This is a genomic window from Vogesella sp. AC12, assembly GCF_024437575.1.
Lineage (GTDB): Bacteria > Pseudomonadota > Gammaproteobacteria > Burkholderiales > Chromobacteriaceae > Vogesella > Vogesella indigofera.
Genome location: NZ_JANFNU010000008.1, coordinates 123673 through 149519, shown reverse-complemented (window position 1 = coordinate 149519; position 25847 = coordinate 123673). Strand labels below are relative to the sequence as shown.

General features: G+C 64.6%; 29 protein-coding genes. 12 read left to right on the top strand and 17 right to left on the bottom strand.

Going from position 1 to position 25847, the window contains the following annotated elements; genetic code table 11:
* Nucleotides 1-376: 376 nt before the first annotated feature.
* Nucleotides 377-865, bottom strand: coding sequence for a helix-turn-helix domain-containing protein (locus NOM55_RS13030; RefSeq protein ID WP_255908932.1), 489 nt, complete (start codon nucleotides 863-865; stop codon nucleotides 377-379).
* 58 nt (nucleotides 866-923) lie between these two features.
* Between NOM55_RS13030 and NOM55_RS13025 the strand changes: the two genes are divergently transcribed.
* From NOM55_RS13025 to NOM55_RS13010, 4 genes are all read left to right on the top strand, one after another.
* Entirely contained in the window at nucleotides 924-1841 is a 918-nt protein-coding gene (locus NOM55_RS13025; protein WP_255908931.1) for an alpha/beta fold hydrolase, read from the top strand.
* Nucleotides 1842-1885: 44 nt separating this feature from the next.
* Nucleotides 1886-2887, top strand: coding sequence for an NADP-dependent oxidoreductase (locus tag NOM55_RS13020; RefSeq protein WP_255908930.1), 1002 nt, complete (start codon nucleotides 1886-1888; stop codon nucleotides 2885-2887).
* A 53-nt stretch (nucleotides 2888-2940) separates the two neighbouring features.
* Nucleotides 2941-3735, top strand: coding sequence for an SDR family oxidoreductase (locus NOM55_RS13015; protein ID WP_255908929.1), 795 nt, complete (start codon nucleotides 2941-2943; stop codon nucleotides 3733-3735).
* A gap of 67 nt (nucleotides 3736-3802) precedes the next feature.
* Entirely contained in the window at nucleotides 3803-4870 is a 1068-nt protein-coding gene (locus tag NOM55_RS13010; RefSeq protein WP_255908928.1) for an alkene reductase, read from the top strand.
* Between the two features lie 251 nt (nucleotides 4871-5121).
* On the opposite strand, the gene NOM55_RS13005 is transcribed toward NOM55_RS13010, so the two are convergent.
* Both NOM55_RS13005 and NOM55_RS13000 read right to left on the bottom strand, forming a co-directional pair.
* Nucleotides 5122-6069 (bottom strand): sensor domain-containing diguanylate cyclase, encoded by a 948-nt coding sequence (locus tag NOM55_RS13005; protein ID WP_120810885.1) that lies wholly within the window; start codon nucleotides 6067-6069, stop codon nucleotides 5122-5124.
* A 149-nt stretch (nucleotides 6070-6218) separates the two neighbouring features.
* Entirely contained in the window at nucleotides 6219-6794 is a 576-nt protein-coding gene (locus NOM55_RS13000) for a helix-turn-helix domain-containing protein (RefSeq protein ID WP_255908927.1), read from the bottom strand.
* A gap of 85 nt (nucleotides 6795-6879) precedes the next feature.
* On the opposite strand from NOM55_RS13000, the gene NOM55_RS12995 reads away from it, so the two are divergent.
* The 3 genes from NOM55_RS12995 to NOM55_RS12985 all read left to right on the top strand — a co-directional run bounded on the left by NOM55_RS12995 (nucleotide 6880) and on the right by NOM55_RS12985 (nucleotide 8958).
* Nucleotides 6880-7575 (top strand): B3/4 domain-containing protein, encoded by a 696-nt coding sequence (locus NOM55_RS12995; RefSeq protein ID WP_255908926.1) that lies wholly within the window; start codon nucleotides 6880-6882, stop codon nucleotides 7573-7575.
* 19 nt (nucleotides 7576-7594) lie between these two features.
* Complete coding sequence (locus tag NOM55_RS12990; RefSeq protein ID WP_120810882.1) at nucleotides 7595-8209, top strand: LysE family translocator; 615 nt, start codon at nucleotides 7595-7597, stop codon at nucleotides 8207-8209.
* Nucleotides 8210-8319: 110 nt separating this feature from the next.
* The gene (locus NOM55_RS12985) at nucleotides 8320-8958 is read left to right on the top strand and encodes an FMN-binding negative transcriptional regulator (protein ID WP_255908924.1); all 639 of its coding nucleotides are present in this window, start codon (nucleotides 8320-8322) and stop codon (nucleotides 8956-8958) included.
* Nucleotides 8959-9034: 76 nt separating this feature from the next.
* On the opposite strand, the gene NOM55_RS12980 is transcribed toward NOM55_RS12985, so the two are convergent.
* The 5 genes from NOM55_RS12980 to NOM55_RS12960 all read right to left on the bottom strand — a co-directional run bounded on the left by NOM55_RS12980 (nucleotide 9035) and on the right by NOM55_RS12960 (nucleotide 13096).
* Entirely contained in the window at nucleotides 9035-9838 is an 804-nt protein-coding gene (locus NOM55_RS12980) for an alpha/beta fold hydrolase (protein WP_255908923.1), read from the bottom strand.
* 72 nt (nucleotides 9839-9910) lie between these two features.
* A complete protein-coding gene (locus tag NOM55_RS12975) occupies nucleotides 9911-11134 on the bottom strand; it encodes a pyridoxal phosphate-dependent aminotransferase (RefSeq protein WP_255908922.1) in 1224 nt (407 codons plus the stop codon).
* Nucleotides 11131-11769 carry an RraA family protein gene (locus NOM55_RS12970; RefSeq protein ID WP_255908921.1) on the bottom strand — a complete coding sequence of 213 codons (639 nt, stop codon included), beginning with the start codon at nucleotides 11767-11769 and terminating at the stop codon, nucleotides 11131-11133. The genes NOM55_RS12975 and NOM55_RS12970 overlap by 4 nt, the downstream gene beginning before the upstream one ends.
* The gene (locus tag NOM55_RS12965) at nucleotides 11769-12431 is read right to left on the bottom strand and encodes an RraA family protein (RefSeq protein ID WP_255908920.1); all 663 of its coding nucleotides are present in this window, start codon (nucleotides 12429-12431) and stop codon (nucleotides 11769-11771) included. Before NOM55_RS12965 ends, NOM55_RS12970 begins: the two co-directional genes overlap by 1 nt.
* The gene (locus tag NOM55_RS12960; RefSeq protein ID WP_255908919.1) at nucleotides 12428-13096 is read right to left on the bottom strand and encodes an RraA family protein; all 669 of its coding nucleotides are present in this window, start codon (nucleotides 13094-13096) and stop codon (nucleotides 12428-12430) included. Before NOM55_RS12960 ends, NOM55_RS12965 begins: the two co-directional genes overlap by 4 nt.
* Nucleotides 13097-13203: 107 nt before the next feature.
* Between NOM55_RS12960 and NOM55_RS12955 the strand changes: the two genes are divergently transcribed.
* Nucleotides 13204-14109: a LysR family transcriptional regulator gene (locus NOM55_RS12955; RefSeq protein ID WP_255908917.1), complete on the top strand. Its 906-nt coding sequence runs from the start codon at nucleotides 13204-13206 to the stop codon at nucleotides 14107-14109.
* Between the two features lie 30 nt (nucleotides 14110-14139).
* On the opposite strand, the gene NOM55_RS12950 is transcribed toward NOM55_RS12955, so the two are convergent.
* Nucleotides 14140-15039, bottom strand: a complete 900-nt coding sequence (locus tag NOM55_RS12950; protein ID WP_255908915.1) for a DMT family transporter — start codon at nucleotides 15037-15039, stop codon at nucleotides 14140-14142.
* Between the two features lie 29 nt (nucleotides 15040-15068).
* Between NOM55_RS12950 and NOM55_RS12945 the strand changes: the two genes are divergently transcribed.
* Nucleotides 15069-15233, top strand: a complete 165-nt coding sequence (locus NOM55_RS12945; protein WP_255908914.1) for a hypothetical protein — start codon at nucleotides 15069-15071, stop codon at nucleotides 15231-15233.
* A gap of 52 nt (nucleotides 15234-15285) precedes the next feature.
* Here the strand turns inward: NOM55_RS12945 and NOM55_RS12940 are convergent, their stop codons facing one another.
* The 3 genes from NOM55_RS12940 to NOM55_RS12930 all read right to left on the bottom strand — a co-directional run bounded on the left by NOM55_RS12940 (nucleotide 15286) and on the right by NOM55_RS12930 (nucleotide 17620).
* Nucleotides 15286-15876 (bottom strand): DUF4360 domain-containing protein, encoded by a 591-nt coding sequence (locus NOM55_RS12940; protein WP_255908913.1) that lies wholly within the window; start codon nucleotides 15874-15876, stop codon nucleotides 15286-15288.
* Between the two features lie 58 nt (nucleotides 15877-15934).
* Nucleotides 15935-16525 carry a DUF4360 domain-containing protein gene (locus NOM55_RS12935; protein ID WP_047965719.1) on the bottom strand — a complete coding sequence of 197 codons (591 nt, stop codon included), beginning with the start codon at nucleotides 16523-16525 and terminating at the stop codon, nucleotides 15935-15937.
* A gap of 414 nt (nucleotides 16526-16939) precedes the next feature.
* Complete coding sequence (locus tag NOM55_RS12930; RefSeq protein WP_255908912.1) at nucleotides 16940-17620, bottom strand: GntR family transcriptional regulator; 681 nt, start codon at nucleotides 17618-17620, stop codon at nucleotides 16940-16942.
* 321 nt (nucleotides 17621-17941) lie between these two features.
* On the opposite strand from NOM55_RS12930, the gene NOM55_RS12925 reads away from it, so the two are divergent.
* The 3 genes from NOM55_RS12925 to NOM55_RS12915 are packed head-to-tail and all read left to right on the top strand — an operon-like array spanning nucleotide 17942 to nucleotide 21061.
* Nucleotides 17942-18682: an SDR family NAD(P)-dependent oxidoreductase gene (locus NOM55_RS12925; RefSeq protein ID WP_255908911.1), complete on the top strand. Its 741-nt coding sequence runs from the start codon at nucleotides 17942-17944 to the stop codon at nucleotides 18680-18682.
* Nucleotides 18675-19733: a phosphotransferase gene (locus tag NOM55_RS12920; RefSeq protein ID WP_255908910.1), complete on the top strand. Its 1059-nt coding sequence runs from the start codon at nucleotides 18675-18677 to the stop codon at nucleotides 19731-19733. Before NOM55_RS12925 ends, NOM55_RS12920 begins: the two co-directional genes overlap by 8 nt.
* Nucleotides 19730-21061 (top strand): aspartate aminotransferase family protein, encoded by a 1332-nt coding sequence (locus tag NOM55_RS12915; RefSeq protein WP_255908909.1) that lies wholly within the window; start codon nucleotides 19730-19732, stop codon nucleotides 21059-21061. The genes NOM55_RS12920 and NOM55_RS12915 overlap by 4 nt, the downstream gene beginning before the upstream one ends.
* A 396-nt stretch (nucleotides 21062-21457) precedes the next feature.
* Here NOM55_RS12915 and NOM55_RS12910 read toward each other — a convergent pair whose 3' ends face one another.
* The 5 genes from NOM55_RS12910 to NOM55_RS12890 all read right to left on the bottom strand — a co-directional run bounded on the left by NOM55_RS12910 (nucleotide 21458) and on the right by NOM55_RS12890 (nucleotide 25798).
* Nucleotides 21458-22051, bottom strand: a complete 594-nt coding sequence (locus NOM55_RS12910) for a membrane integrity-associated transporter subunit PqiC (RefSeq protein WP_255908907.1) — start codon at nucleotides 22049-22051, stop codon at nucleotides 21458-21460.
* Nucleotides 22048-23697, bottom strand: coding sequence for an intermembrane transport protein PqiB (locus NOM55_RS12905; protein ID WP_255908906.1), 1650 nt, complete (start codon nucleotides 23695-23697; stop codon nucleotides 22048-22050). The genes NOM55_RS12910 and NOM55_RS12905 overlap by 4 nt, the downstream gene beginning before the upstream one ends.
* Nucleotides 23678-24328: a paraquat-inducible protein A gene (locus tag NOM55_RS12900; RefSeq protein WP_255908905.1), complete on the bottom strand. Its 651-nt coding sequence runs from the start codon at nucleotides 24326-24328 to the stop codon at nucleotides 23678-23680. Before NOM55_RS12900 ends, NOM55_RS12905 begins: the two co-directional genes overlap by 20 nt.
* Nucleotides 24310-24885, bottom strand: coding sequence for a paraquat-inducible protein A (locus NOM55_RS12895; protein ID WP_255908904.1), 576 nt, complete (start codon nucleotides 24883-24885; stop codon nucleotides 24310-24312). Before NOM55_RS12895 ends, NOM55_RS12900 begins: the two co-directional genes overlap by 19 nt.
* A gap of 109 nt (nucleotides 24886-24994) precedes the next feature.
* The gene (locus NOM55_RS12890; RefSeq protein WP_255908903.1) at nucleotides 24995-25798 is read right to left on the bottom strand and encodes a hypothetical protein; all 804 of its coding nucleotides are present in this window, start codon (nucleotides 25796-25798) and stop codon (nucleotides 24995-24997) included.
* Nucleotides 25799-25847 lie beyond the last annotated feature (49 nt).

Here is a 25847-nt window from a genome sequence, read left to right as displayed (position 1 = left end):
AGTGGGTTGTCGCTTCGGGTAGAGCCGGTTGGTGCAAGTTACCCCTAGCTTGCAGATTTTACGCAAATGCTGCTGGACCATCGGGCAGGAATGGCTACAGAAGCCGGGACAGTCCACACCCATGCTACACCAGGAAAAACCAGTAAGAGGGTAACTGCCATACCAACCTTGTCTGAGTCTGAAAAGGCAGTTAAGGGCCACCCAAGCATCGAAACTGACCCAGTCCAAAGTTGGGCCAGCAGCGTAGCCTGATAGCTCAGTAGCAGCGTCAGCAAAGTAGCTGCGGATTGCTGACTGTGGTGGAGCTTGGTGCGCCAAGGCTTGTGGTCACCATCGGCGAATACGCAGCGCCACCATTGGTTGCTCAAATCGCCTGTCAGCTTTCGTCCGGCGTGACCATGCGCATGGGGCGAGTTCCTATCTTCGCCCCGGTGACCTCATCCACGGCGATTGCTTTAATTTCCGTGCCGGTTTCCGCGTCGAAGAAACGGGTCAGCTTGCCGCCGCCCCGGTATTGGCGCCCCCACGCGCCAATCATGAACAGCACCGGCAAAAAATCGCGACCGGCGGCGGTCAGCAGATATTCCTCGCGCGGCGGGTGTTCCGAGTAGCGCCGCTTCTCCAGCAAGCCTTCCTCCGTCAGTGTCGCCAGCCGGCGGGTCAGCATCGTCGGTGCAATGCCCAGGCTTTTGCGGAATTGGTCAAAGCGGGTGAGGCCGGCGTGGGCGTCCCGCAGGATCAATATGCTCCACGCGTCACCGGCGACAGCCAGGCTGCGCGCGATTGGGCATGGGTTATCGCAACTATTTTCTGTATCCATACTATTTTGATAGTGACTTGTTTTGAGATTGGTAGTATTGTTCATATCAATTCGATACTAACACCTCGACGACAAGCAATCCACCGTCACGGAGATTTCATTGATGGGCACGAACAATACAGGTATCGCTCCGGTAGGCGGGGCATCTTCTGGCATTGGCGTCGCCGCGGCGGCGCGGCCGAAGGGCGATGTGAAATGGAGAGATGTACCGACCCGCACGATAGCCGTTGGCGGGGTGGCTTTCGCCTATCGGGCGCTCGGCTCCGCTTCCGGCGTGCCGGTGATCTTCCTGCACCACCTGATGGCGGTGCTCGATGACTGGGATCCGCGGGTTATCGACGGCATCGCCGCACAGCGCCGGGTCATCGCCTTCGACAATCGCGGGGTCGGGGCTTCTGGAGGCGCGGTCCCGCACACCATCGAGGAGATGGGGCGCGATGCCATCGCCTTCATCCGCGCCCTGGGCTTCAAGAAGGTCGACCTGCTCGGCTTCTCGATGGGCGGTGGCGTGGCACAGACGGTGGCTCTGCAGGCGCCCGACCTCGTGCGGAGGATGATCCTCGCAGGAACGGGCCCACGGGGTGGCGGAGGCATCGACGAGGTCACCAAAGTCGCGGTTCTTGCCTACATCAAGGCGGCGTTGAGCTGGAGCGACGCAAGAAACTTCCTGTTCTTCCCCCGCACGCCGGAAGGCAAGCGCGCGGCGCGGGATTACTTCGCCGCACTGAACGAGCGCACCCAAGGCCGTGACAAGCCCATTTCCCTGAAGGCCCGACGTGCGCAACTGCAGGCGATTCGTCACTGGGGCTTGAACACCCCCCATGATCTCTCCGCCATCAAACAACCTGTGTTCGTGGCTAACGGCGACAACGACCTCATGGTCGACAGCAGCCTGTCCGCCGATATGGCGCGCCGGCTGCCGAATGCCCGACTCACGATCTACCCCGATTCCGGTCACGGCGGCGTGTTCCAGCACTACCGGGCCTTTGTCCCCGCCGTGCTGGACTTCCTCGCCGACTGATCCGCTCCGACCAGAATGAAAAACCAGGGATGAAACATCACACCATGAAAGCGCTCACCTTCAAACGCTACGGCAAGTCGCCCGAGATCGGGCTCACCGACGTACCCCGCCCCACGCTCAAGGCCGACGAACTGCTGGTACAGGTTCACGCTGCCGGCCTGAACCCGATCGACTACGTCGTTCCGACCGGGATGTTCAAACCGGTTCTGCATTTCCAGCTTCCGGCCACATTGGGCAGCGATCTGGCCGGCGTGGTGACCGAGGTTGGCCGCAACGTGACTCGCTTCAAACCAGGCGATGCCGTCTTCGCCAGCATATTCGACCTTGGCACGGGGTCGATTGCCGAATTCGCGGTGGTACCGGAGCGCGCTGCCGCGCTGAAACCGGCCAATCTGGACTTCGTGCAGGCTGCCTCGATCCCGATGGTCGGCCTCACCTCGTGGCAAGCGCTAAAGGAGCGCGCCAATCTTCAGGCCGGCCAGAAGGTATTCATCCCGGCCGGCTCCGGCGGGATCGGTACCTTTGCGATCCAGCTGGCCAAGCACCTTGGTACCAGGGTGGGCACCACCACCAGTACCGGCAACGTCGAACTAGTGCGCGGTCTGGGGGCCGACGAGGTGGTCGACTACAAGCAGCAGGCATTCGAAAACCTGCTGCATGGCTACGACGCGGTGTTGGGTACCGTGCGGGGAGACACCCTTGAAAAATCCCTCACCATCCTCAAGCCGGGAAGCAAGGTCGTCTCGCTCATCGGCCCGCTGGATGCCGCATTCGCGCGCGCCAGAAGCTTGAACGTCGTGCTGCGCTTTGTGTTCGGGCTGATGAGCCGCAAGATCATGCGCCTTGCCAGGCAGCGGGGCGTTAGCTACTCGTTTCTGTTCGTGCGCCCGGACGGCGGCCAACTTGGCCACATTGGCCAGCTCCTCGAGACGGAACGCATCCGGCCGGTGATCGACAAGGTGTTCCCGTTCGAGCAGGCCAAGGAGGCGCTTGAGTACCTTGCCCAAGGACGATCCAAGGGCAAAGTGGTCGTCAAGATGCGGTGAACCGTCGCCATTAAGCACCCAGTTTTTACCCACCAGACCAAAAGAAGAAAACCATGAACTCATCCAGAAAAATCGCGGTTGTCACCGGCGCTTCATCCGGCATTGGCGCCATCTATGCCGATCGTCTGGCCCGGCGCGGCTATGACCTGCTGCTCGTCGCCCGACGCGGTGAGCGCCTGCAGACGCTCGCCGCACGGCTGGAGCAGGCTTACGACGTCAAGGCCGAAACGCTGGTGGCCGACCTTGAGCAAGAAGCCGACCTCACGCGGCTGGAAACCGTTCTCGCAAGCAACCCCGCCATCCGGGTGCTGGTGAACAACGCCGGTATTGCCAGGCTGAGCCAGGTTGCCGACGCATCGCCGCAAGACTCGCTGTCGCAGATCGCGTTGAACATCACCGCGCTGACGCGCTTGACCCATGCGGTGCTGCCGGCGTTCAAGGCCCGCAACGATGGGGTCATCATCAATATTGCCTCGGCGCTGGCACTGCATGCGCTGCCGGTAAGCGCCGTCTACAGCGGCACCAAGGGCTTCGTGCTCCATTTCAGCCGCGGCCTGCAGCAGGAACTGGCGAATACCGGCATCCGGGTCCAGGTGGTGCTGCCTGCCGCCACCGCCACCGATCTCTGGGATATCTCCGGCGTGCCGCTGGCGGCACTGGCGCCGGACACGGTGATGTCTGTCGAGCATCTGGTCGACGCCGCATTGGCCGGTTTCGACCAGGGTGAGTCGGTCACTTTGCCATCCATGGCGGATACCGCGCTCTGGGAGCGATACGACACGGCACGCGCCGAGCTGTTCGCCGCGATGCAGACCGGCCAGCCTGCGCCGCGACTGCTTGCCCTCTGAGCGCAATCAGGTTCCGCACCCTTGTTGCCATCCGGCTTGACCCAACCCCGACACCCTGGAAACGTTTATGAGCAGCCCACTCTTCACCCCCACCCGACTCGGCAGCCTGTCGCTGAAGAACCGCATCGTCATGGCGCCGCTGACGCGCAGCCGTGCACTCGGCAACCTGCCCAATGAACTGATGGAACAGTATTACCGCCTGCGGGCGGAGGCCGGACTGATCATTACCGAAGGCACCTCGCCGTCGCCCAACGGCCTGGGTTATGCGCGCATCCCCGGACTGTTCAACGCAGAACAGGTGCAGGGCTGGCGACGGGTGACCGATGGCGTCCATCAGGCCGGCGGCAGGATTTTTGTGCAGCTGATGCACACCGGGCGGGTCAGCCATCCCGCGAACATGCCGGCCGGCGCCAGCGTTCTGGCGCCCTCGGCGCTCGCCGTTCCCGGCGAGATGTGGACCGATAGCGACGGCATGCAGCCACATCCGGTACCACGCGAAATGAGCGAGGCGGACATTGCGCACAGCATCGCCGAATATGCGGCGTCGGCCAAACTGGCGATAGAGGCCGGTTTCGATGGCGTCGAGCTGCATGCGGCCAACGGCTACCTGATCGACCAGTTCCTCAATACGGCTTCCAATCAGCGCCATGATCGCTGGGGCGGCTCGGTCGAAAACCGTATCCGCTTCGCGGTCGAAGTCGCCAGGGCAACCGTCGCCGCCATTGGCGCCGAGCGCGTTGGCATGCGGATCTCGCCGTACGGCGTCTTCAATGCCCAGCTGCCGGATGCCGAGATGGACGAGGTGTACCTGCGTCTGATCGACGAGTTGAATGCGCTCGGCCTGCTCTATATCCACATCGTGGATCACAGCGCCATGGGGGCGCCGGAAGTCAGCCCCGAATTGAAAGCCAGGCTCCGTGCCGCGTTTAACGGGCAATACATTCTCTCCGGTGGCTACGATGTCGCCCGCGCCGATGCCGATCTCGACGCCCAGCGTGGCGATCTGGTGGCGTTCGGTCGCCCGTTCATCTCGAATCCGGATCTGGTGGCCAAGCTGAAGTCGGAACAGCAACTGGTGGCGCCTGATTTCGCTACCTTCTACACGCCTGGAGCAGAGGGCTACACCGATTATTGAAGCCTGACTCAGGTCACATGGCTGCCATTGAGGCGACGGGTGTGAAACTGGCAGCGTTAGAGGCAGAAGCGGACATCTCGCCTCTCTGGGGAAGTTGACCGCTATGGCCGACAAACGGCTTGCCGCACGGTTGGCCAGGCCGCAGGTCGGGCAAAGCGGGCGCCCAGGCTCAGCGGGAGTTGTCCGCTACCACTGTGATTCATCCCCGTGACGCTCAACGGTCACTGCCAGCGCAGCACCGCCCGCCCACCTCAAGACGCGATGTGCAGGGTCTCGATCCGGTTGCGGCCGTTTTGCTTGGCGACATACAGCTGCCGGTCGACGGCCTGGATGAAGTCGGTGGTGGTCAGCCTGTCGCCTGGCATCACGGTGCCGACGCCAATGCTGACGGTGACGCGCTGGCCGTGCGGCGATTGTGAATGGGCGATTGCCAGTTTCTCGATCAGGCGCTGGCAGCGCTCGGCGACGCGCTGCGCGCCGTTGGCGTCGGTTTCCGGCAGCATGATGATGAATTCCTCACCGCCGTAACGCGCGACCAGATCGCGCGGGCCGGCCAAGGCCAGATTCAGCGTTTGCGCGATGCGGGTCAGGCAGTGGTCACCGGCGATGTGCCCGTACAGGTCGTTGAACTGCTTGAAGAAATCGACATCGAACAGGATCAGCGACAGCGGCAGGCGGCTGCTGCGCGTGTTTTGCCACTCCAGGTCCAGGCTGGTGTCGAAGCGGCGCCGGTTGGCAATGCCGGTCAGCCCGTCCTTGAACGACAGCGCTTCCAGCTCTTTTTGCAGCACCAGCAGTTTTTCTTCCGTTTTTTTGCGCTCGCTGATATCGAACATGAAGCCGATCAACGATTCGACCTCGCCCTGCGCATTGCGCACCACGTGGACGACATCGCGTATCCACACGTAGCCGTTTTCCTTGGTCAGCGCCCGGTAGTCGGCTTCGTGGTCGACCCCGGCCTTGGATTGCGCAACACAGAAATTCACCACGTTGTCGCGATCCTCCGGATGGATGCGCTGCGCCCAGTCGTTGGCGGACGCCCAGCTTTCCTGGCTCCAGCCCAGCAAGGCCTCGATTTGCGGGCCGATGTAGGCAAACTGCATGGTGGCCCAGTCGATTTTCCACGGGATGGCCTTGGTCGACTCCAGAAGGGTTTTATAAACCGCGTTGTCGCTGCTGAGTTCGCTTACGTCGGACATGCCTCACGTCTCCTTGAACGGTGTCGGGGTACTGGCGGCCGGGCGCATGGTGTCGGGACTAACCACCGCGGCCTGCCCATGGCGCTGGCAACAGTATGCCATTGCCACCGATGGCCGGGCTTGCATGGCCGCCATGCGGCGGCCGTGGCTCACCGTGTCGTCTGCAATTGATGCAGTTCGGCGACAGTCATGGTGAAAACCAGCTTGTCGGCGCCCTCATTCGCATAGCAATGCGGCATGTCGGTCCTGGCGACGGCAGAGCAACCCTCCGCGATGATCAGTTCGGTGTTGTCCACCGTCAGCTTCAGCTGCCCTTGCTCGACATGAAAAAGCTCGAAGGTGCCGGCCGGGTGTCCGGCGGACTCGAAGCGCTCGCCCGGGTGCAGCTGCCAGCGCCACAGTTCGATCATGTTGGGGCCGCTGGTTCCGGCCAGCAGGCGGGCGCTGCCGCCGCCGGGGCCGCTCCACAGCGTCGGGATGTCCTTGCTGTCTATGAGATGGGCGGAGGGGGCGCTGGCCACGTTCACGATATCGGCCACCGACACGCCCAGCGCCGCCGCGAGCTTGCACAGGATGGCGATGCTGGGATTGGCGATGCACTTCTCGATTTCGACCAGCATGCCCTTGCTGACGCCCGCGCGGCGGGACAGCTCGTCCAGCGAGAGCTTCTGCTGCTTTCTGTGCTGTTTGAGCTTGCCGGCAACCGCGGCGCTGACGAACTGCACATCGGCACCGGAGTCGGTCGATATATTGACTTTTTTGGTCATTGGTCGATGGCATGGGATAAATTAGTCACCAGAGGATTCTCCAATGCGCGCCATCCTGCCGTCAATCGCACCAGCCATTGCCGAGCTGGCCCCGGATTTCCGGGCGCTCAGCATCAGCGTCGACGCTGCCGCCATCGTCAATCCGGGCATTGCCACCGCCGCACTCAGCCGGGCCTGCCAGTCGCTGTCCGCCGGCGAGGCCGCGTGGGCGGATGCCCACCTGCTGGCGTGGGCGGAGGTGTTCCGCAAGTTTGGCGCCAAGCCGCAGCGCACGCCTTGCTCGGCCGAAGCCCTGCGCAAGCGCGTGCTGCGCGACGGCAGCCTGCCGAGCATTGACCCGATCGTGGACCTCTACAACGCCATCAGCATCGAGTACGCCGTCCCGGTCGGCGGTGAAAACTTTGCGGCATACGTCGGCGCGCCAAGGCTGGTCATCGCCGACGGCACCGAGCGCTTCGACACCATGAAGGACGGCGTGCTGGCCCACGAATCGCCAGACGCCGGAGAAGTTGTGTGGCGTGACGATGTCGGCGTCACCTGCCGGCGCTGGAACTGGCGGCAAGGCGTCCGGACCCGGCTGAGTGCCGAGGCACAGCAGATGTGGTTCATCCTGGAAAGCCTGCCGGCCATGCCGCTGGCGGCGCTGCATGCCGCCGGTGAACGGCTGGCGCAGGACCTGCAAGGCATGATGCCCGGCGCCCGCATCGATTCGCAGCTCATCGGCTGCGGGCCGCAGTAAAGAAAGGCAAGGTCCGGCCATGCTTCCCTCCATTACCTTCCTGCTGGCCGCCGCGCTGCTGGCGATCACCCCCGGCCCCGGTATTGCCTATGTCGTCGCGCGCACGGTGGCCGGCGGCAAAGCCGAAGGCGTCGCCTCGTCACTGGGAACCGCGCTCGGCGGCATGGCGCATGTCCTCGCCGCCGCGCTGGGCTTGTCGTTGCTGATTGCGCAGTCGGCGCTGGCTTACGCGCTGGTGCAATATCTCGGCGCGGCGTATCTGGTGTACCTCGGCATCCGGCTGCTGGCATCGCGCGCCGGGTCTGCGGCACTGCCGACGCTGCCGCGTGCCGGCGCCGGCAAGGCACTGCGCGACGGCGCCATCGTCGAAGTGCTGAACGTGAAGACGGCCATGTTCTTCCTTGCCTTCATCCCGCAATTTGTGTCCACGCAGCAGGCGCTGGCGCCGCAGTTCATCCTGCTCGGTAGCATCTGCGTACTGCTGAATACCGCGGTTGACTTGATCGCGGTGGCCGCCGCCAGCCGCTTTGTCGCCTCCGGCGCCAGCAGGGCGGGCAGGGCGCGATGGCTGTCGCGGCTATCCGGCACCACCATGCTGGTACTCGGCGTCATGGTCGCGCTTGCCCAGCGCTAGCGTTCACCCTCCGGTGACGGTCCGCAGCCGCCGCCAGGCCAGCGGCACGACCCGGCCATCGAACAGCGCGGCCGCCGCCGAGACGATCCGGCCCTCACTCTGGAGCCAGCATGTACCTACCCGATCATTTCAACGAGTCCCGCACCGAGATCCTGCAGCAATGCATCGCCCGGCATCCGTTTGGCACCCTGATTACGCACGGCAAGGGCGGGCTGGATGCCAATCACTTGCCGTTCGAGCTGGCGGCGCACGAAGGCACACTCGGTGTCCTGCGTGCCCACGTGGCCCGCGCCAACCTGCTATGGCAGCAGGTGGCGAATGGCGACGAAGTGCTGGTCGTCTTTCGTGCCGGCGATGGCTATGTCTCCCCGAACTGGTACCCGAGCAAGCACGAGTCGCACCGGCAGGTGCCGACCTGGAACTACATCGTGGTCCATGCCTATGGCCGGATTCACGTTCACGATGACGAGCGCTTCGTGCGGGGTGTGGTCGCCCGCCTGACCCGCAGCCACGAGGCCGCGCAGGCCAAACCGTGGCAGATGAGCGATGCGCCCAGCGACTATCTGGACGCCGCGCTCAAGTCTATCGTCGGCCTGCAGATCGAGATCACCCGCCTGCTTGGCAAGAGCAAGCTGGGACAGGACGAAATCGCCGGCGACATCCTCGGCGCCGGCCATGCGCTCAAGGGCTGCGGCAACCATCAAATCGGCGACGCCATGCTCGCCCACTGCGCCGCAAAGCCGGATTAGCCGCCCCAAAGCAGAAAAGCCGGCCCTTGGGCAGGGGCCGGCCAGGATCGGCAATGAAAGGCCGCGCGGCAACACGCTAGTCGGCGATAAAGTCGGCCAGCTGCTGCCACATGAACAGCGGGTTGGAGTACATCGGAAAGTGGCCGCAATGCGGCACTTCGCTGAGTCTCACCCCGTGCCGCTCGATATGCGCCAGATAGCTGAGGCCGGCATTCTGCGCGCCGTACATGAACAGCTTGCGGCAGGGCAGCGCCAGAAACTGTTCCATCAGTCGGCCGTGGTCCGACAACGCCACCATGGAACTGAAAATGCCGCGCACCGCGCCGGCGCGCACCTTGTGACGCAGGCTGGCGGCGTACAGCGCGCTGGCGTAGGCCGGCGTGTGTCGGGTGCGTTCGATGAAGTCATCGAAAAACGCCTCGGCGTCGGCATGCGGGTAATCGACGATCTGGCGGCTCAGAAAGCAGTCTTCCGGCGCGATATTGCCTTCGATGTCGGTAAAGCTGAGCACGCGTTCGCCCAGCTGGCTGGCCAGCAGCAAGGCGGTGAGGCCGCCCATGGAGTGGCCGACCAGATGGAAGCGATCCACCCGGTAGTGCGCCAGCACCCGTAGCGCGGTGTGCAGCAGCAGGCTGATCGATACCTGCGCCAGATCGGCGCAAACCGTGTCGCCGCAGCCGGGGGCGTCATAGGCGATGAACGGGTGTCCGTCGAAGGCGCTATGCCGCACGATGTCGGCGTAATCCTCCTTGCTCGAGCCGAAACCGTGCAGAAACAGGATCGGCGCCTTGTCGCCGCCACGGTGGATGGCAGCCAGCTCCAGTGCCACGCCATCGATGTCGAACGCCAGCCGCTGGCTGGCAAATTGTTGGCTTGTCATGCTGTGTTCCAATAAGCAGCTGCGCTTGCGGCCAAGCTTGTGCCCAAGGTTGGCCGCAGCGCCGGGTTGCAGTTAACGGGGGCTCATCACCGCGGTGCAGAACTCGCCGATCGCCTCACTCGCCTGCTGCAGCGCGGCATCATCCAGCGCGTAGGCGATGCGGATATACGGCGCCAGGCCAAAGGCGCTGCCCTGTACCACGGCGACGCCGGCTTCATTCAGCAGCGCCATCGCCACGTCTTCGTCGCTGGCCAGCAATTTGCCGGCCGGGCTGGTCTTGCCCAGCAGTTCCTCGCAGCAGGCAAACACGTAGAACGCGCCGCCGGGCTGGGCGCAGGACAGCCCCGGCGTGGCGTTGAGCTGCCGCAGCATGCGGTCGCGGCGGGTTTCGAATACCTCGCGCGAGCGGCTGATGAAGTCCTGCGGCCCGGTCAGCGCGGCCAGTGCCGCCTGCTGCGAGATGGCGCAGGCGCCGGAGGTCTGCTGCCCCTGCAGTTTTTCCATCGCCTGCAGCAGCCAGCGCGGGCCGGTGGCGTAGCCGATGCGCCAGCCGGTCATCGCGTAGGCCTTGGACACCCCGTTCATGGTCAGGGTGCGCGGCTGCAGCCGCGGTTCGACCTGCGCCAGGGTAAAGAACGGCTGGCCGTCGAACAGCAGGTGTTCGTAGATGTCGTCGGCCAGCACCAGCACGTGGGGGTGATCCAGCAGCACCTGCGCCAGCGCCTGCAGCTCGGCGCGGCTATACACCGCACCGGTGGGATTGGACGGCGAGTTGAGGATCAGCCAGCGCGTCTGCGGGGTGATGGCGGCGGCCAGCTTTTCTGCCGTCAGCTTGAAGCCACTGTCGTGGCCGCAGGGCACCACCACCGGGCGCGCGCCGCACAGCTGCACGATTTCCGGGTAGCTCACCCAGTACGGCGCCGGCACGATCACCTCGTCGCCTTCGTTCAGGGTGGCGGCCAGTGCGTTGAAGATCACCTGCTTGCCGCCGGAGCAGACAATGGTGTCCTGCCACTGCACGTCCAGCCCGTTCTCGCGGCGGAACTTGCCGGCCACCGCCTCGCGCAGCGCACGGGTGCCGGCCACCTGGGTGTAGCGGGTGTGGCCGCCTTTGATGGCGGCGATGGCCGCGGTACGGATGTGTTCCGGCGTGTCGAAATCCGGTTCGCCGGCACACAGCGAGATGATGTGGATGCCGGCGGCGCGCAGCGCGGCCACGCGGTCCATCACCTTGTAGGTGGCGGAAGGTTTGGCACTGGCCAGGTGTTTGTTCAGGTATTGGGTCGTCATGGTCATGCCCTCTCGCGCCAGTGGTCCAGCCCCATCAGCTGCAGGGTGGTCGCACCCTGGCTCAGCTGGCGCATCATCACGCTCTCTTTGGCTGCGCGCGCTTCGCCGGCCTGCATCGTGCCGGCCACCGCGGTGGCGGGCACGATGATCACGCCGTCATCGTCGGCCACCACCAGGTCGCCGGCGGCCACCGGTACGCCGCCAAAAATCATCGGCAGGCCGACGGCCGGCGCGCTGGCCTTCACCGTGCCGCGCACCGACACGCCGCGGGCAAACACCGGAAAGCGGCGCTTGCCGATGGCGGCGACATCGCGCACGCCGCCGTTGATCACCAGCCCGACGATGCCGACAGCCTCGGCGGCCACGGTCAGCACCTCGCCCCAGTAGCCGGCGATGAAGTCGCCGGTGTCCACCACCAGCACGCTGCCGCGCGGTGCGCGCTCCAGCGCGATGTGGATGGCCAGGTTGTCGCCGGGGGAGCAGACCAGCGGGTAGGCCGGCGCGGCGATGAAGGCGCCGGGCCACAGGCTGCGAATCTGCGGGTCCACCGCGCAAGGTTGGCCGCAGGCCTCGTACAGCGTGGCGCTGCCCAGCGCGGCGCAGCGTGCGGCCAACGTTGGCTTGTGTTCAGCAGTGTTCATCACGCTTTCCTTTGCAGTGTGTGGTAACCCAGCGCGGCGCGCGCGGCGGCCAGGGTGCTGCCCTGCGCCAGCTGCTGGCGGATCGCGGCTTCCACCGTCTCGATCTGCTGCGCCAGTGCCGCCACCTCGGCGGCGCGCTCGCGCGGCACCACCACCACGCCGTTGGCGTCGGCCACCACGATGTCGCGGGCGGCGACGCGGGCGCTGCCGATCGACACCGTGCCGCCCACCGCTTCCACTTGCACCCGGTCCTTGCCGGTGCGCATGAAGCGGCCACGAGTGAACAGCGGATAGCCTTCGCCCAGCGCCTTGTTGACGTCGCGGCACACGCCGTTGATCACGGTGCCGGCGATCTGCCGCAGGCCGGCGTACTGGGTCATGATGTCGCCCCACACCGTGCAGTCGCTACGGCCGTCGTTGTCGATCACCACCACGTCGCCGGCGGCGACCTCGTCGATGAAATCGCCGACGCTGCCGGCCGGGCTGCTGGCGGCCACATACTTGACGGTAAACGCCGGCCCCACCACCACCTGGCTGTAGTTGTCCAGCGGCATGATGCCCAGGCACTGCCCCGGCAAGCCCAGCTTGTCCATGGCATCGGACACGCCGGCGGTATCCAGCCCGGCGAACAGGGCCACCAGTTCACGATCTGCTGCGTTCATTTGGCGGCCTCCTGCTGGATGGCGTCGAATTGCCGGTCGTGCATCACCTCCGCCACCGAACGGCCGCTGCGCACCGCCGCCACCATGCCGTGCTGGCGCCGTGCAATCCGCTCCGCCAACTCAAGTACCGCCTCGATCTGTGCCGCCGGCACAAACACCGTGCCGCAACGGTCGGCCAGCACGTAGTCGCCTTCTTCTACAGTCACGCCGGCCATGTTCACCGGCTGGCCGGACGACAGCTGGATCACGCGGTTGCGTGCGCTGATCATGGTGACGCCGCGGCCATACAGCGGGTAGCCGATGTCGGCGCTGCCGTCGATGTCGCGGCTGAGGCCGTCGATCACCGTGCCGCGCACACCCTTCACCTGCGCGGCATTGGCCAGGATGTCGCCCCAGCAGGAAATGCCGTCCACGCCGCCGGCGATCACCAGCACGCGCTCCGTGCTGTCGATGGCGGCGATCACCGGCGAGATCAGGTGCACCGTCGGCGCCGCATCGCTCTTGCGGCCCAGTTGCACGGTACTGGCGCGGCCAACCAGCTTGGGGCAGTCCCACAGCGGGCGCAGGCCATAGGTGGCGCCGGGCAGATTGAGGAAATCGAGCGCATCGGACAGCGTGTTGCTGTCCTGCTGCTGCAAACGCGCGAGTAAAGAAGGCTGGCTCATCGGACTCTCCTGTTGTGGGGCTTGTGTGCCGCTACTTTCCGCCCTACAGTTCGATAGGTAAATTCCGAAATTTGTAACGTTTACATACGCCAAACCTATCAAAAATCATGATCAACTTTCGTCTCATCCGTCACCTGTGGCTGTTCCTGGCCGTGGCCGAGGAACAGCACTTCGGCCGCGCCGCCAAGCGCCTGGGCATGTCGCAACCGCCGCTGACCGAGCAAATCCAGATCCTGGAGCAGGCACTGAAGGTGAAGCTGTTCGAGCGTTCGCGCCGTGGCGCGCAGCTGACGGCGGTGGGACAGGCGATCCTGCCGGCGATGAAGAAATTCGCCGAGCAGCTGGAAAGCCTGGAGCTGGCGGTACGCGAGGCGGCCGCCGGGCAGATCGGCACCATCACCATCGGCGCGATCACCTCGGCGATTCTGGACGTGCTGCCGGGCCTGATCGAACAGATCAAGCAGCAGCACCCGGGGCTGACGGTGGCGGTGAAGGAAATCGACAGCTACGAGGCGCTGCCGGCACTGCACAGCGGCGACATCGACCTGGCGTTTGCGCGGCTGGAAGGCGATCTGGGCGAGCACATCTGCGCGCTGCCGCTACGAGAAGACAAGTTGGCCGTGGCATTGCCGGCGACGCACCCGCTGTGCGGCCAGGCGCAGCTGGCGCTGCACGATCTGGCCGGCGAGGATTTCATCATGTTCGCGCGCAAGGTCAGCCCGATCTCGTTCGACCGGCTGACCGCGGCCTGCCACAGCAGCGGCTTTTCGCCGCGCATCCTGCACGAGGTGCGCTCGGTAACGTCGCAGATCGCCTTTGTCGGCTGCAATCAGGGGGTGGCGCTGGTGCCGGCGTCGGTGCAGGGCATGGCGCCGGCCAGCGTGGTGATCCGGCCGCTGGCGGACGAGTTGCACGTGGTCACCACCGCCATGGCCTGGAACACGCAGCGGCAGAACCACCTGCTCGCCGCGGTGCTGGAGACGGTGCACAGCTACCGCGCGGCCAACGGCTGAGGTGCTGCGCCAACCCTGGACGGCGAACGCTCAGCGGCGGCTGGCCAGCAGCACCCCGCCAATCACCAGCACCGTGCCGGCCAGCTGCGACAGCGATACCGCCTCGTGCAGCAGCCACCAGCCAAAAAAGATCGTCAGCACCGGCCCCAGCATGCCGATCAGCACCGCGCGGGCGGCGCCAATATGGCGGATCGCCAGCGACTGCCAGACGATGGGCAGGATGGTGGAAAACAGGGCCATGCCCAGGCCGTAGCCATAGACCGGCGCCGGCAGCAGCAACTGCTGCCACGGCCGGCTGAGCAGGAAGTGCAGCGCCACGGCCGCGGTCGCCACCAGGATGGACAGCAGCGAAAAGCGCATCGCCCCCAGCCGCTTGATGGCCACCTCCGAGCCGGCACTGTACAGCGCGTACAGCACCGCGCAGCCAAACACAAAACCGGCGCCGAGCGCCACGCTGTGCACATCATTGCTCTGGCTGGCGTCATGCACGAAGGCAATCGCAATCCCGGCATACGACAGCATCGCGGCCAGCATGATGCTGCGCTCTGCGGGTTTGCCCAGGAACAGCACGCCGATCAGGATGGTGAGGGTGGGGTAGGTGAACAGGATCAGCCGTTCCAGCCCGGCCGAGATGTATTGCAGGCCATAGAAATCGAGCATGCTGGAGCCGTAATAGCCGATGCCACCCAGCAACAGCAGCATGCCGACATCGCGCCGCGTCAGCCGCGGCATGCCCCGCAACACCGGCACACAGGCCACCATGACAAAGGGCAGGCAAAACACCATTCTCAGCGTCAGCAGGGTGACGGCATCCACCGGCGCGGTGGCGTAGGCAAGCTTGACGAAGATGGCCTTGAAGGAAAAGCCGAAGGCGGCCAGAAAGGCAAACATCACCCCCAGCCGGTCGGGCTTGCTCAGGATATTTCTCACTAGTGCGATCTCGAAAGCGGTCAGCCTCCATGCTCGTTGCTGACGCCGGCGCTGTGAAATACCTTTTGCCTAAGCTTGTGATAGGCGGAACAGATCAGACGGTGCCGCCCGCGCTGCGGCAGGCGGGTGACAACTGGCCAGTCATCGCGCCGGCGCGGCAACTGGCCTTGCAAGTGATTGGTATCGGCGCTTGAGCATCACCTGCCAACGCCAACCGGCTGCCTCAGCCGGAGGCCAGCGGCCGCGTCAAGACGGGCACGGCTTGAGATTGAGATGGTAGACCAGGGCCGCGCCCGGGGCGGCGTCGGTCGTGTCCAGCGACGCCATGGCCGCACCGCGCCGCAGCTCGCCATCGAGGCTTAGGGTGATGCTGACATCAAGCATCGCCGCCGCGCCGCAGCCGACCCGTTTCATTTGTCCGGCGCCGATGTTTTCCGTAAACAGGTAGTCGTTTTCATGCGGGCCTTTGATCTTGCGTTTGAAAATGCGGCCGTGTGCGTTGTCGCGTGGCCCCAGGAAATATTGCACGTCGAGTGCGGTTTCCTGCTTCGCCGCCAGTTTGGCAAAGCCGCGGTAGTCGACCTTGTAGACACCGATGGAATAACCGGCCGGTAAATTGAGCGGGGACGTAATGCGGCAGACTTTGCGCTGCGCGCCGCTCACGGCATTCGCATTGTTGGCGACGGTGAACTGGTCAAACAAGATGCTCAGGGTGGTGCCATCAGGCGAGCTGATGACGGAGTAGCTGCCCGCGGGGCAACCGTTGCTTTCCTGGGCCTGTGCCGGCAGACACAGCAGCCCGGCACAGGCGAGAAGACTACGCAGCAGCCAGGTCATGGTCGTTTCCTTTCATGAACCGGGCGGCGTCTGCTGCCAGGCACCGCCCGCGATGGGCTCAGCGGCAATTGCGCCACTGCAGGTGGTAGATGATCGAGGCATTGACGTCTTCGGAATCGATCGACGCCATGGCTTCCCTGTTGGAAACCGTGTTCACGCGCATGCTCGAGTTGGTGCGCAGGTTGACGTCCTCGCCACAACGCGACCAGATGATCGACTCGGCAGTCAGCGTGTTGCTGATCAGATAGTCTTCATCAATGGGACCGCGAAATCGCCGCTGGAAGGTCGGGCCACGGGTGCCGGCGAAGAAGTACTCGACGTTGAACTGCGAGGTCGCCGACTGCGGCAGGTGATTAAAGCCGCGGAAGTCGATTTTCAGGATCGACACGCTCAGTCCTTGCGGCACATGCACGGGAATGGCAATGTTGCAGCTCTTGCGGTCAAAGCTTTTGCCGCTGCTCCCGCCGACGCTGACCTGGTATTCGTCGAACAACAGACTCAAGGATTTGGCATCCGGACTCAGGGTGACATCGACGGTGCCGGCCGGACAGCCGGTTCCGCCGTAGCCTGGCTCGCCCAGCGCAATATCGTCGGCGTAAGCCGCCGTGCCGAGCAGCAGGGCGGTCATTAACAGAATGATTTTTTTCATGTTGCATCTCCTCGTATGACGAGTCCTGCTTGCGCAAGACGGCATGACCGGTGTGGCTTGGCGCGGAACGCGGTGCGTCACGCCTGATTGCCTTCGCGGGCCTTATCGCCGTTTGCCGCGTTGCCCCCGCGCGTACTGCCATGGTCGGCGTTGGCGCCTGGGTTCAGGCTGGCTTGGCTAGTTGCAGCTTGTGGCGCCGTGCTGTTGGCGTCTGTCTGCTGACGCACATAATCATCGACCGCCGTCGCTGCCGTGCCGCGCACGCAGGGGATGGGGGATGGGGGATGGCCTGGGCAGCGGGCGCTGCCGGCGGGGCGGTTTGGGGCAGGGATTGTGGCCGGGGTCGTGCTGCGTGACAGCGTCGCCCCGTTTTTGTGGCGTGGGTGGCGGGTCGGGGTGGGAGGCGGCCGGCGCTTACACCGCCGGCGGCACCACCGCGGCGGCTTGCAGGTGCTGCAGGATCACCTGCCCGCCGCACAGGATGTCGTCGCTGATGGCGCGGGCGGCGGCCGGGCCGTCATGGGCGCGGATGGCGGCCAGCACCGGGTAGTGGAAGTCGAGCATGTCGTCGCCGCCGGCGCTGTAGACGTCGGCAATCAGCGGCCCCATCTGCAGCCAGATGCGGTACAGGATGCCCTGCAGGAAGGGCATGCCGGCGATGTCGACCAGCGCGAAGTGAAAGCGCTGGTTCAGGTCGCAGCCGCGGGCGGTATCGCCGTCGGCAATCGCCTGTTCGTTCTGCCGCACCAGGTCCTCCAACAGCGCGATCTGCTCGGCATTGGCATTCTGCGCCGCCATCTCTGCGGCCAACCCTTCCAGCTTGATGCGGATGGCGCGGATCTCCAGATAGCGCGCCACCGTCATGTGCGGCACGCGGATGTCGCGCGCCGATTTCATCGCCAGCGCCTGTTCCTGCACCAGCCGCAGGATGGCATCGCGCACCGGGGTGACGCTGGTGCCCAGCCGCGCCGCCAGCTCGCGGATCTTCAGCCGCTCGCCCGGCTTCAGCTTGCCCTGGATCAGGGCATTGCACAGCAGGTGGTAGACGGTGCTGCCGAGGTTGTCGTGTTCCAGCGTGTCCAGCGCGTCGGTCATGGTGGGGCGTGCCGCAAGATTGAATGGCCCGATTCTAGCATCGGCGTCAGCAAATATGATGCATCAAATAAACATGAGGGCCGCGCGGGCGGGTGGCAAGGTTGGCCGCAGGGTCGGCAAGTCCGACGCGGCCGCGCTTGGTGGCGTCGGCAACACGCGGCGCGCTACTGGCGGTGCCGCGCTTGCAATTAAAAAATGCAACAAATATGATGCATCATAAATTTGATGTCGTGATGTCACGGCCCGCCAGCCTGCGCCACACGGTCGGCATGGCCATCGGCCCGCCGCAACGGCCGCCACCACCGCAACCAGGAGTCTGCCATGCCGGATCAAAAGCGCTACATGCTGTTGACGGGGGCCAGCCGCGGCATCGGCCACGCCACCGTCAAGCTGTTCCAGGAACACAACTGGCACATCTTTACCGTGTCGCGGCAGCCGTTTTCCGAGGATTGCCGCTGGCCGTCGGCGCGCGCCAGTCATGTGCAGGCCGATCTGGCCGACCTGTCCTGCCTTGATGCGCTGGTGGCCGAGGTGCGCAGCCGGCTGCCGGGTGGCGAGCTGCACGCGCTGGTGAACAATGCCGGCATCTCGCCCAAGGGGCCGCACGGCGCGCGGCTGGGCATCCTGGACAGCGACATGGACACCTGGGGCCGGGTGCTGAACGTCAACCTGGTGTCCACCGCGCTGCTGGCGCGGGGGCTGTTTCCAGAGCTGAAAAAAGGGCAGGGCAGCATCGTCAATGTCACCTCCATTGCCGGCTCGCGCGTGCACCCGTTTGCCGGCGTCGCCTACGCCGCGTCCAAGGCCGGGCTGGCGGCGCTGACCCGCGAACTGGCGCACGAATTCGCGCCGCACGGCATCCGCGCCAATGCCATCGCCCCCGGCGAGATCGACACCGCCATCCTGTCGCCGGACACCGCCAAAATCGTCGAGCACGACGTGCCGATGCAGCGGCTGGGCACGCCGCACGAGGTGGCGGAGGCGATCTACTTCCTGTGTTCCAACCGTTCCTCGTATATCAACGGCTCGGAAATCCACATCAACGGAGGCCAGCATGTCTGACAGCGCCATCGACCAGCTGTTTTCCACCATGGGCAGCGCCACCACGCCCGAGGCCGCCAGCGAGCTGCTGTGGCAGCACTACGGCCTGCGCGGCCGCGCCAGCTCGCTCAACAGCGAGCGCGACCAGAACTTCCACATCCACGGCGATGATGGCCAGCAGTACGTGCTGAAGCTGACCCACCCGGCCGAGGCGCGCGGTGTGACCGACTTCCAGACCCGCGCGCTGCTGCATGCCGCCAGCCGCGACCCGGCGCTGCCGATCCCGCGCGTTATCCCGCGGCTGGATGGCGAACCGTATGCGGCGATTACGCTGGCGGATGGTACGCAGCGGGTGTTGCGCCAGTTCAGCTACCTTGGCGGCCAACCTTTGCACCAGATCACGCGCTCGGCCGCGCAGCGCCGCGACCTGGGGCAGACGCTGGCGCGGCTGGATCTGGCGCTCAGCGATTTTGAACACCCGTCCGCCGATCACGCGCTGTTGTGGGACATCCAGCACAGCGAGCGGCTGCAGCCACTGCTGGCCGAGCTGCCTCCGGGGCCGCAAACCGACACGCTGGCGGCGTTTGTCGCGCATTTCCGGCGCGAGATACAGCCGGCGCTGGCGGGGCTGCGCCGGCAGGTGATCCACAACGACCTCAACCCCTACAACGTGCTGGTCGATCCGCAGGATCAGATCACCACCAGCGGGCTGATCGACTTTGGCGACATGGTGCAGGCGCCGCTGGTGGGCGAGCTGGCGGTGGCCTGTTCCTACCAGCTGTCCGGCTCTGCCAACCCGTTGGATACCGCCGCCGAGCTGATCTCCGGCTACCATCAGACCAATCCGCTGCGGCGCGAAGAAGTACTGCTGCTGTACGAGCTGATCCTCACCCGGCTGTGCATGACGGTGACCATCACAGGCTGGCGCGCCAGCCGCTACCCGGAAAACAAGACCTACATCCTGCGCAACAACGGCCTGAGCTGGGACGGCCTGCAACGGCTGCAAGCCGTCGGTCGCGACGCCGCGCAGGCATTTTTGCTGCAAGTGTGCGGCATGAAAGGACAAGCATGAGCAGCAAGGACCAACGCATGGCCAATGCCTTCGATCCGGCCACCGCAGGCAGCCTGCCGGCGCGCGAGCAGGCGCTGATCCAACGCCGGCAGCAGGTGCTGGGGCAGGCCTACCGGCTGTTCTATGAACAGCCGCTGCATGTGGTGCGCGGCGAGGGGGTGTGGCTGTACGACCCGGACGGCAACGCCTATCTGGACGTGTACAACAACGTCGCCTCGGTCGGGCACAGCCACCCGCGGGTGGTGGACGCCATCGCCAGTCAGGCGGCGACGCTGAACACCCACACCCGTTATCTTAACGACATCATCCTCGACTACGCCGAGCGGCTGCTGGCGACGCTGCCGGCGGCGGTGAGCCAGGCGATGTTCACCTGCACCGGCAGCGAGGCCAACGATCTGGCGCTGCGGCTGGCGGCCAACTACAGCGGCGGTGCCGGCGTGATCGTCAGCAGTCATGCCTATCACGGCGTCACCAGCAGCGTGGCGGAATGCTCGCCGGCCTTCGGCCACAACGTGCCGCTGGGCGTGCACGTGCGCACCGTGCCGGCGCCCGACGCTTACCGCCATCCGGACGAGGAGGTGGGCGCACGCTTTACCCGCCACGTCGAGCAGGCGATCGCCGACCTGCAGCGGCACGGCATCCAACCAGCGGCGCTGCTGGTGGACACGCTGTTTACCAGCGACGGCGTGTTTGCCGAGCCGGCAGGTTTTCTCGCCGGTGCGGTGGAGGCGATCCGCGCCGCCGGCGGGCTGTTCATCGCCGACGAAGTGCAGGCCGGCTTTGCCCGCAGCGGCAGCCACTTCTGGGGCTTCCAGCGCCACGGCGTCACCCCGGACATCGTCACCATGGGCAAGCCGATGGGCAACGGCCACCCGATTGCCGGGCTGGCGGCACGGCCGGAGATTATCGACGCCTTCGGCCGCCAGGTGCGCTATTTCAATACCTTTGGCGGCAACCCGGTGTCGTGTGCCGCCGGCCTAGCGGTGCTGGACATCATCCGCGACGAGGGCCTGCAGCAGAACGCGCGCGACACCGGCGCCTATCTCAAGGCCGGTTTTGAAACGTTGGCCGCAAAACATGCACTGATCGGCGATGTGCGCGGCGCCGGTTTCTTCCTCGGCGTGGAGCTGGTGAGCGACCGGCAGCGCAAGACAGCGGCCACGGCGGAAACCGCCCGCGTGGTCAACGCGCTGCGCCAGCGCCGCATCCTGATCAGCGCCACCGGCCCGGCCGGCAACATCCTCAAGGTGCGGCCACAGCTGCCGTTCTCGCGCGCCAACGCCGACCAGCTGCTGGGCACGCTGGACGAGGTGCTAGCTGGGCTGTAGCGCGGCTGACGCGGCGCCGGGGTGGTTCGGGATTGCCGGCGGATGCCGCCGGGCTGTCCCGTCCGGCGGTGACAACGGTTTCAGCACTGTAAAGCCAGCCGCCTCTGCGGTTGGTGGCGATTACGCTGGCGCTTGTCGGCATCGCCGCGCTGTTGTCGCTGACCCCGCTTGGCCCCCGTTTCGGCTTCGTGTCCCCGCCCGTCCGCTTCGGTTTCGCTCCCGGTGCCAGGCGCAAAGCCGACAACGCCGCCGTTGATGGCTGGTTTGGCCAGCCCTTCGGGGAGGGGCGGTGTCCAGCGCCCCGGCCGATCGATTTGCCGTCGATGGTGACGCTCGCATCGATCCGCGGGAGGTCACGGTGCCGCCCCGTTGCCGGTTCCGGCAAGGTGCATTCCATTAAAACGCCCCAGCGGGGGACAAACGTATTTGCTCACAGAATTTCGCGGACAGGAACTGGGCCAGTTTATCAAGCAGTCGCGCCTGCGCTTTCACCACATCACTCACCTGGTCACCGGTAACGGCCTCCCTGGCGTGGAACACCCCGGTCAGCAACGGCCGGTCCCGTCCCTTGGCAAGCAGGCGCCAGCCAGCCTCCAGCTCGGCCTCCTTGCCGGGGGCCAGCCGGAACACCCTCACATCAAGCAGGAGCGAAAAATCGGTCTGCGCCAAGGCGGGCTGCGGCCAAGCGTACACGGTGCCCAGGCCTGACTGGCGCGACAAATCCAGGGCCACCGCCTGCGCGAGCAGTCGCGGCAGGCTGGCGACCCAGCGCTGCTCCTCGGCCAGCAGCAAGCGGCCATCCGCCTGTTCCAGCACCAGTTGGGGATGGTCTACGCCAGCCGGCAAGGTCACCGGCCCCACCAGCAGACTGGCGCCGGAAGTCAGCTTGCCCGGAGCCGCTGCGACGGCGGCGAGGCCATGGAAGGTGGCTGGCACGGAGGCACAGCCCACCAGCATCAGTACCGCCAGGAGTGCGAAGCGGCATTTCATTGGGCGTCTCCTTGCTTGCCGCGAATCAGTGCTTCGGGATGACGGTCGAGATAATCGACCAGGGCACGGACACTGCGTGCGGTTTCGCTGACCTCAAGCGCGGCGTTGCGCATGTCCTGCTGTAGCGGCGAGTTGGCCTGCAGCACTTGCTGGGTGTCGTCCAGCGTCTTTTGCAGCTTGTCCAGTGTTTGCGTGGCCTGCGGCAGCATCTTGTCGTCGATGTTGCCCATCAGTTGGCGGGTGGTGGCCAGCATGGCGCGCAACTCGTGAACGGACTGGTCCAGTCCTGCGCTGATGGATTCCAGCGGCATCTTGTCCAGCTTGCGGGCGATGCGTTGCATCATGGCCTGCAGCTCTTCCAGATCGCCCGGGATGGTCGGCATCACGTCCATGTCCTGCTCGTGTCCCAGTTGTGCCGGCTTGGCGTCGCGGAAGAAGTCCAGCGCCACGAACAGCTGGCCGGTGATCAGGCTGCCGGAGCGCAATTGGGCGCGCAGGCCGTTTGTCACCATTTGCTTGAGCGACAGTTGCTGGCGAAGGCTGCGGTCCTTGTCGAGATTGCTCGACATGGCCAGCAAGCGGCTGGGAAAGATGCGCACATCCACCAGCATGTTGAAATCCTTGCGCGCCTTGTCCTGTTCCAGGCCGATGGCCGTCACCTCGCCAATGACAATGCCACGGAAGTCCACCGGCGCACCCACGGAGAGGCCACGCACCGACTGTTGGAATTTGAGTCGTATCGGGTACACCTCGTGATCCGCCGTGCGCATGGCCACATCGCGGGTTTCCGCCAGGCCGAATACCGCGCCTGCTGCCGCTGGCTGCGCGTTCTCGCCAGAGGATGGCGACTCGAAGGCGATGCCCCCCAGCGCGATGGCCGTCAAAGACTGTGTGTTTACCTTCAGCCCGTTGGCGGAAATGGAAAGGTCTACACCGCTGGCGTGCCAGAAGCGGGTATCCGGCACCACGAAGCGGTCGTAGGGGGCGTTGATGAAGACGGTGAGGTCCAGCCCCTGCCCACTCTTGTCCAGGGCGTAGGCGACCACTTGCCCTACCGGCACCCGGCGGAAGTACACCGGCGCGCCGATGTCCAGCGAACCGAGATCGGCGGATTTCAGCACGAACTGCCTGCCCGGCAGGTCGCCGGTGATGATGGGAGGCACGTCCAGACCGGTGAAACGCTGGCTGCTGGTCTTGCTCCGCCCCGCGTCCATGCCGATATAGGCACCGGACAGCAGGGTGCCGAGACCGGACACGCTGCCGCCGGCGATGCGCGGCCGGACGATCCAGAAGCGACTGTCGCTGGTGAGATAGGGCTCGGCCTCCTTGCTTATCTGCGCGGTGGCAATGATGCTCTTGCGGTCCTCGCTCACTTTTACCGAGGTCACCTCGCCGATGTCCACATCCCGGTACTTGATGCGCGTCTTGCCGGCCTCCAGGCCTTCGGCGTTGTGAAAAGCGATGGTAATGGTGGGACCGCGCGACAGGATGGCTTGCACGGTCAGGTAGCCCCCTATCAGCGCGGCCACCACCGGGATCAGCCACACCAGCGAGGGTGACCAGCGCCGTCGTTCCTCCAGCCTGGCCTGCGGCAATTCCTGTTGCACCGGTTCGTCCGGCGCGTCGTCACGCTTGTCGATCATCATTTACCTCGATGGGATCCCAGATGAGCCTGGGGTCGAAACACATGGCGGACAGCATGGTGAGCACCACTACCGCGCCGAAGGCCATGGCGCCAGGGCCGGCCTTGATGCTGGCCAGAGACTGCAGCTGCACCAGCGACACCAGCAGCGCCACGACATAAATATCCAGCATCGACCACGGGCCGATGGCTTCCAGCAAGCGGTATAGCCGCGTGCGTTGCCGCGGCGCCCAGCGCGAGCGGCACTGTACGGTGACCAGCAACAGCAGCATGGCCAGAATCTTGAGCAGCGGCACCAGCACGCTGGCAATGAAGACCACCAGTGCCAGCGGCCAGGAGCCGCTTTGCCAGAGGAACACCACGCCGCTCATGATGGTGTCGCTCTGCGTACCGGACAGCATGACGGTTTCCATGATGGGCAGCAGATTGGCCGGCAGATAACAGATGATGGCAGCCAGCAGGAAGGCCCAGGCGTATTCCACGCTGCGCTTCTTGCGCGCCCTCACCTCGGCGCCGCAACGCGGGCAGACGGCCGCCGCACCGGGACGCTCATCCACGCTCCGGCACAACAGGCCGCAAGCGTGACAATGCCACCAGCCGCGCGCGGCGGCGGAATTCAGCGGATAGTGCGGCATGCTTCGTATCGCTCCCACAACAGGGCCGCGTCGAAGCGGCTGGCACTGGTGGCCAGCAGCACGATCAGCACGAAAAACGACCACAGCCCGATGCCGGGATGCACCTGGGCCAGATGGGCCAACTTGACCAGCGACACCAGCACGCCGAGCAAGAATACTTCCACCATCCCCCAGGGGTGCAGCATCTGGATCGCGCGCATCACGCGGGGGAAGCCGTGCGGTACACGGCCCAGCGTCAATGGCAGCAATAGGTAGAGCAAGGCCAGCAACTCGATGCCCGGCAGCAGCACACCGGTGAACAGCACCAGCATGGCCACCGGCAGCATGTCCTGACGCATCAGCTGAGAGACGGTGCCCAGCAGCGTGGTGGCGGTGCGCACACCGCCCACCTCCAGCCCCACCACGGGAAACACATTGGCCAGCGCGAAGACGAACAGGGTGGTCAACACCAGCGCCAGCGAGGTCTGCGGCTGATCACCGGGCGCGCGATGCAGCAGTGCGCCGCAGCGGCAGCAGACCACGTTTTGCGTGACGGCCACCGGCAGTACCTGCAGCAAGTCACATTCGTGGCAAGCGGTCTTGGCGTGATGATGCGTGCTGCTTTTACGATTCGACATCATTGGATGTTGGGCATTTTTTGAAAAGCAAGCACCAGATAAAGATCATTCAAATGAATGTCGCGGGTTGCTTATTTGACGAGAGTTCCTGTTGGTCTTTGTTCATGGAGTCAATCAGTAAATCCAGCGCTGCGCTCGAGACCTTGAAAATGCCATGGTAGGGTTGGGTTAATTCCAGTATCAGGAAATTTGTACTGGCAACGGCCAGGGACCCCATGGACAGCAGAAAAGCAGAAAACAAGCTGGCCTCACCTGTACAGCCATATAGAAAAAACAACAGGCATGCCCAGCCAAAAATGATGAATAGCAACAGTGACGGAACCTGGTTCGACAGGTTCCTGATGATATTGGATTGAGTGGTTACAAAATTGCTGGAAAGTTGCCGGATGGCATTAATGTCATCTTGCGTTACGCCGGGCATGCTTTCCGCGATCTTGTTGATCTCGATCATGCCATCGATGTCGTCAGAAAGATTGGCATAGCCTACCTTTTTCCAGTGCGTGCCATTTTTTTCAGGCCAGTAGCGACAATGCAGGGCGATGACAATTTCCCTCAGGATGTGACGAGAGGGATTGTCCTTGGACTGAAATCTCTTTAGCAGCAGGTCGATATTGGCCAGGACGGTTACCAGTGAATTCAAGTCGGCCTGATGACCGTTAAAGGCATTGTAGGATGACGACACCAGCAAACCCAGAACGATAGCGAACAGTGTGCCAACCAGTCCCGATATGGAACGGGCCATGTCCATTGGAAAACTCATCTGGAACGGGATGAATTCATGAATGGACATGCCAAGAATCGCAAAACAAAGCACCATAAGGGCAACCAGGGCACAGCGGCTCAGCGTACTCATAGACACCCCATCTTATTTATCGTTAAACCGCCTGGCGGCTTCCTGGTGT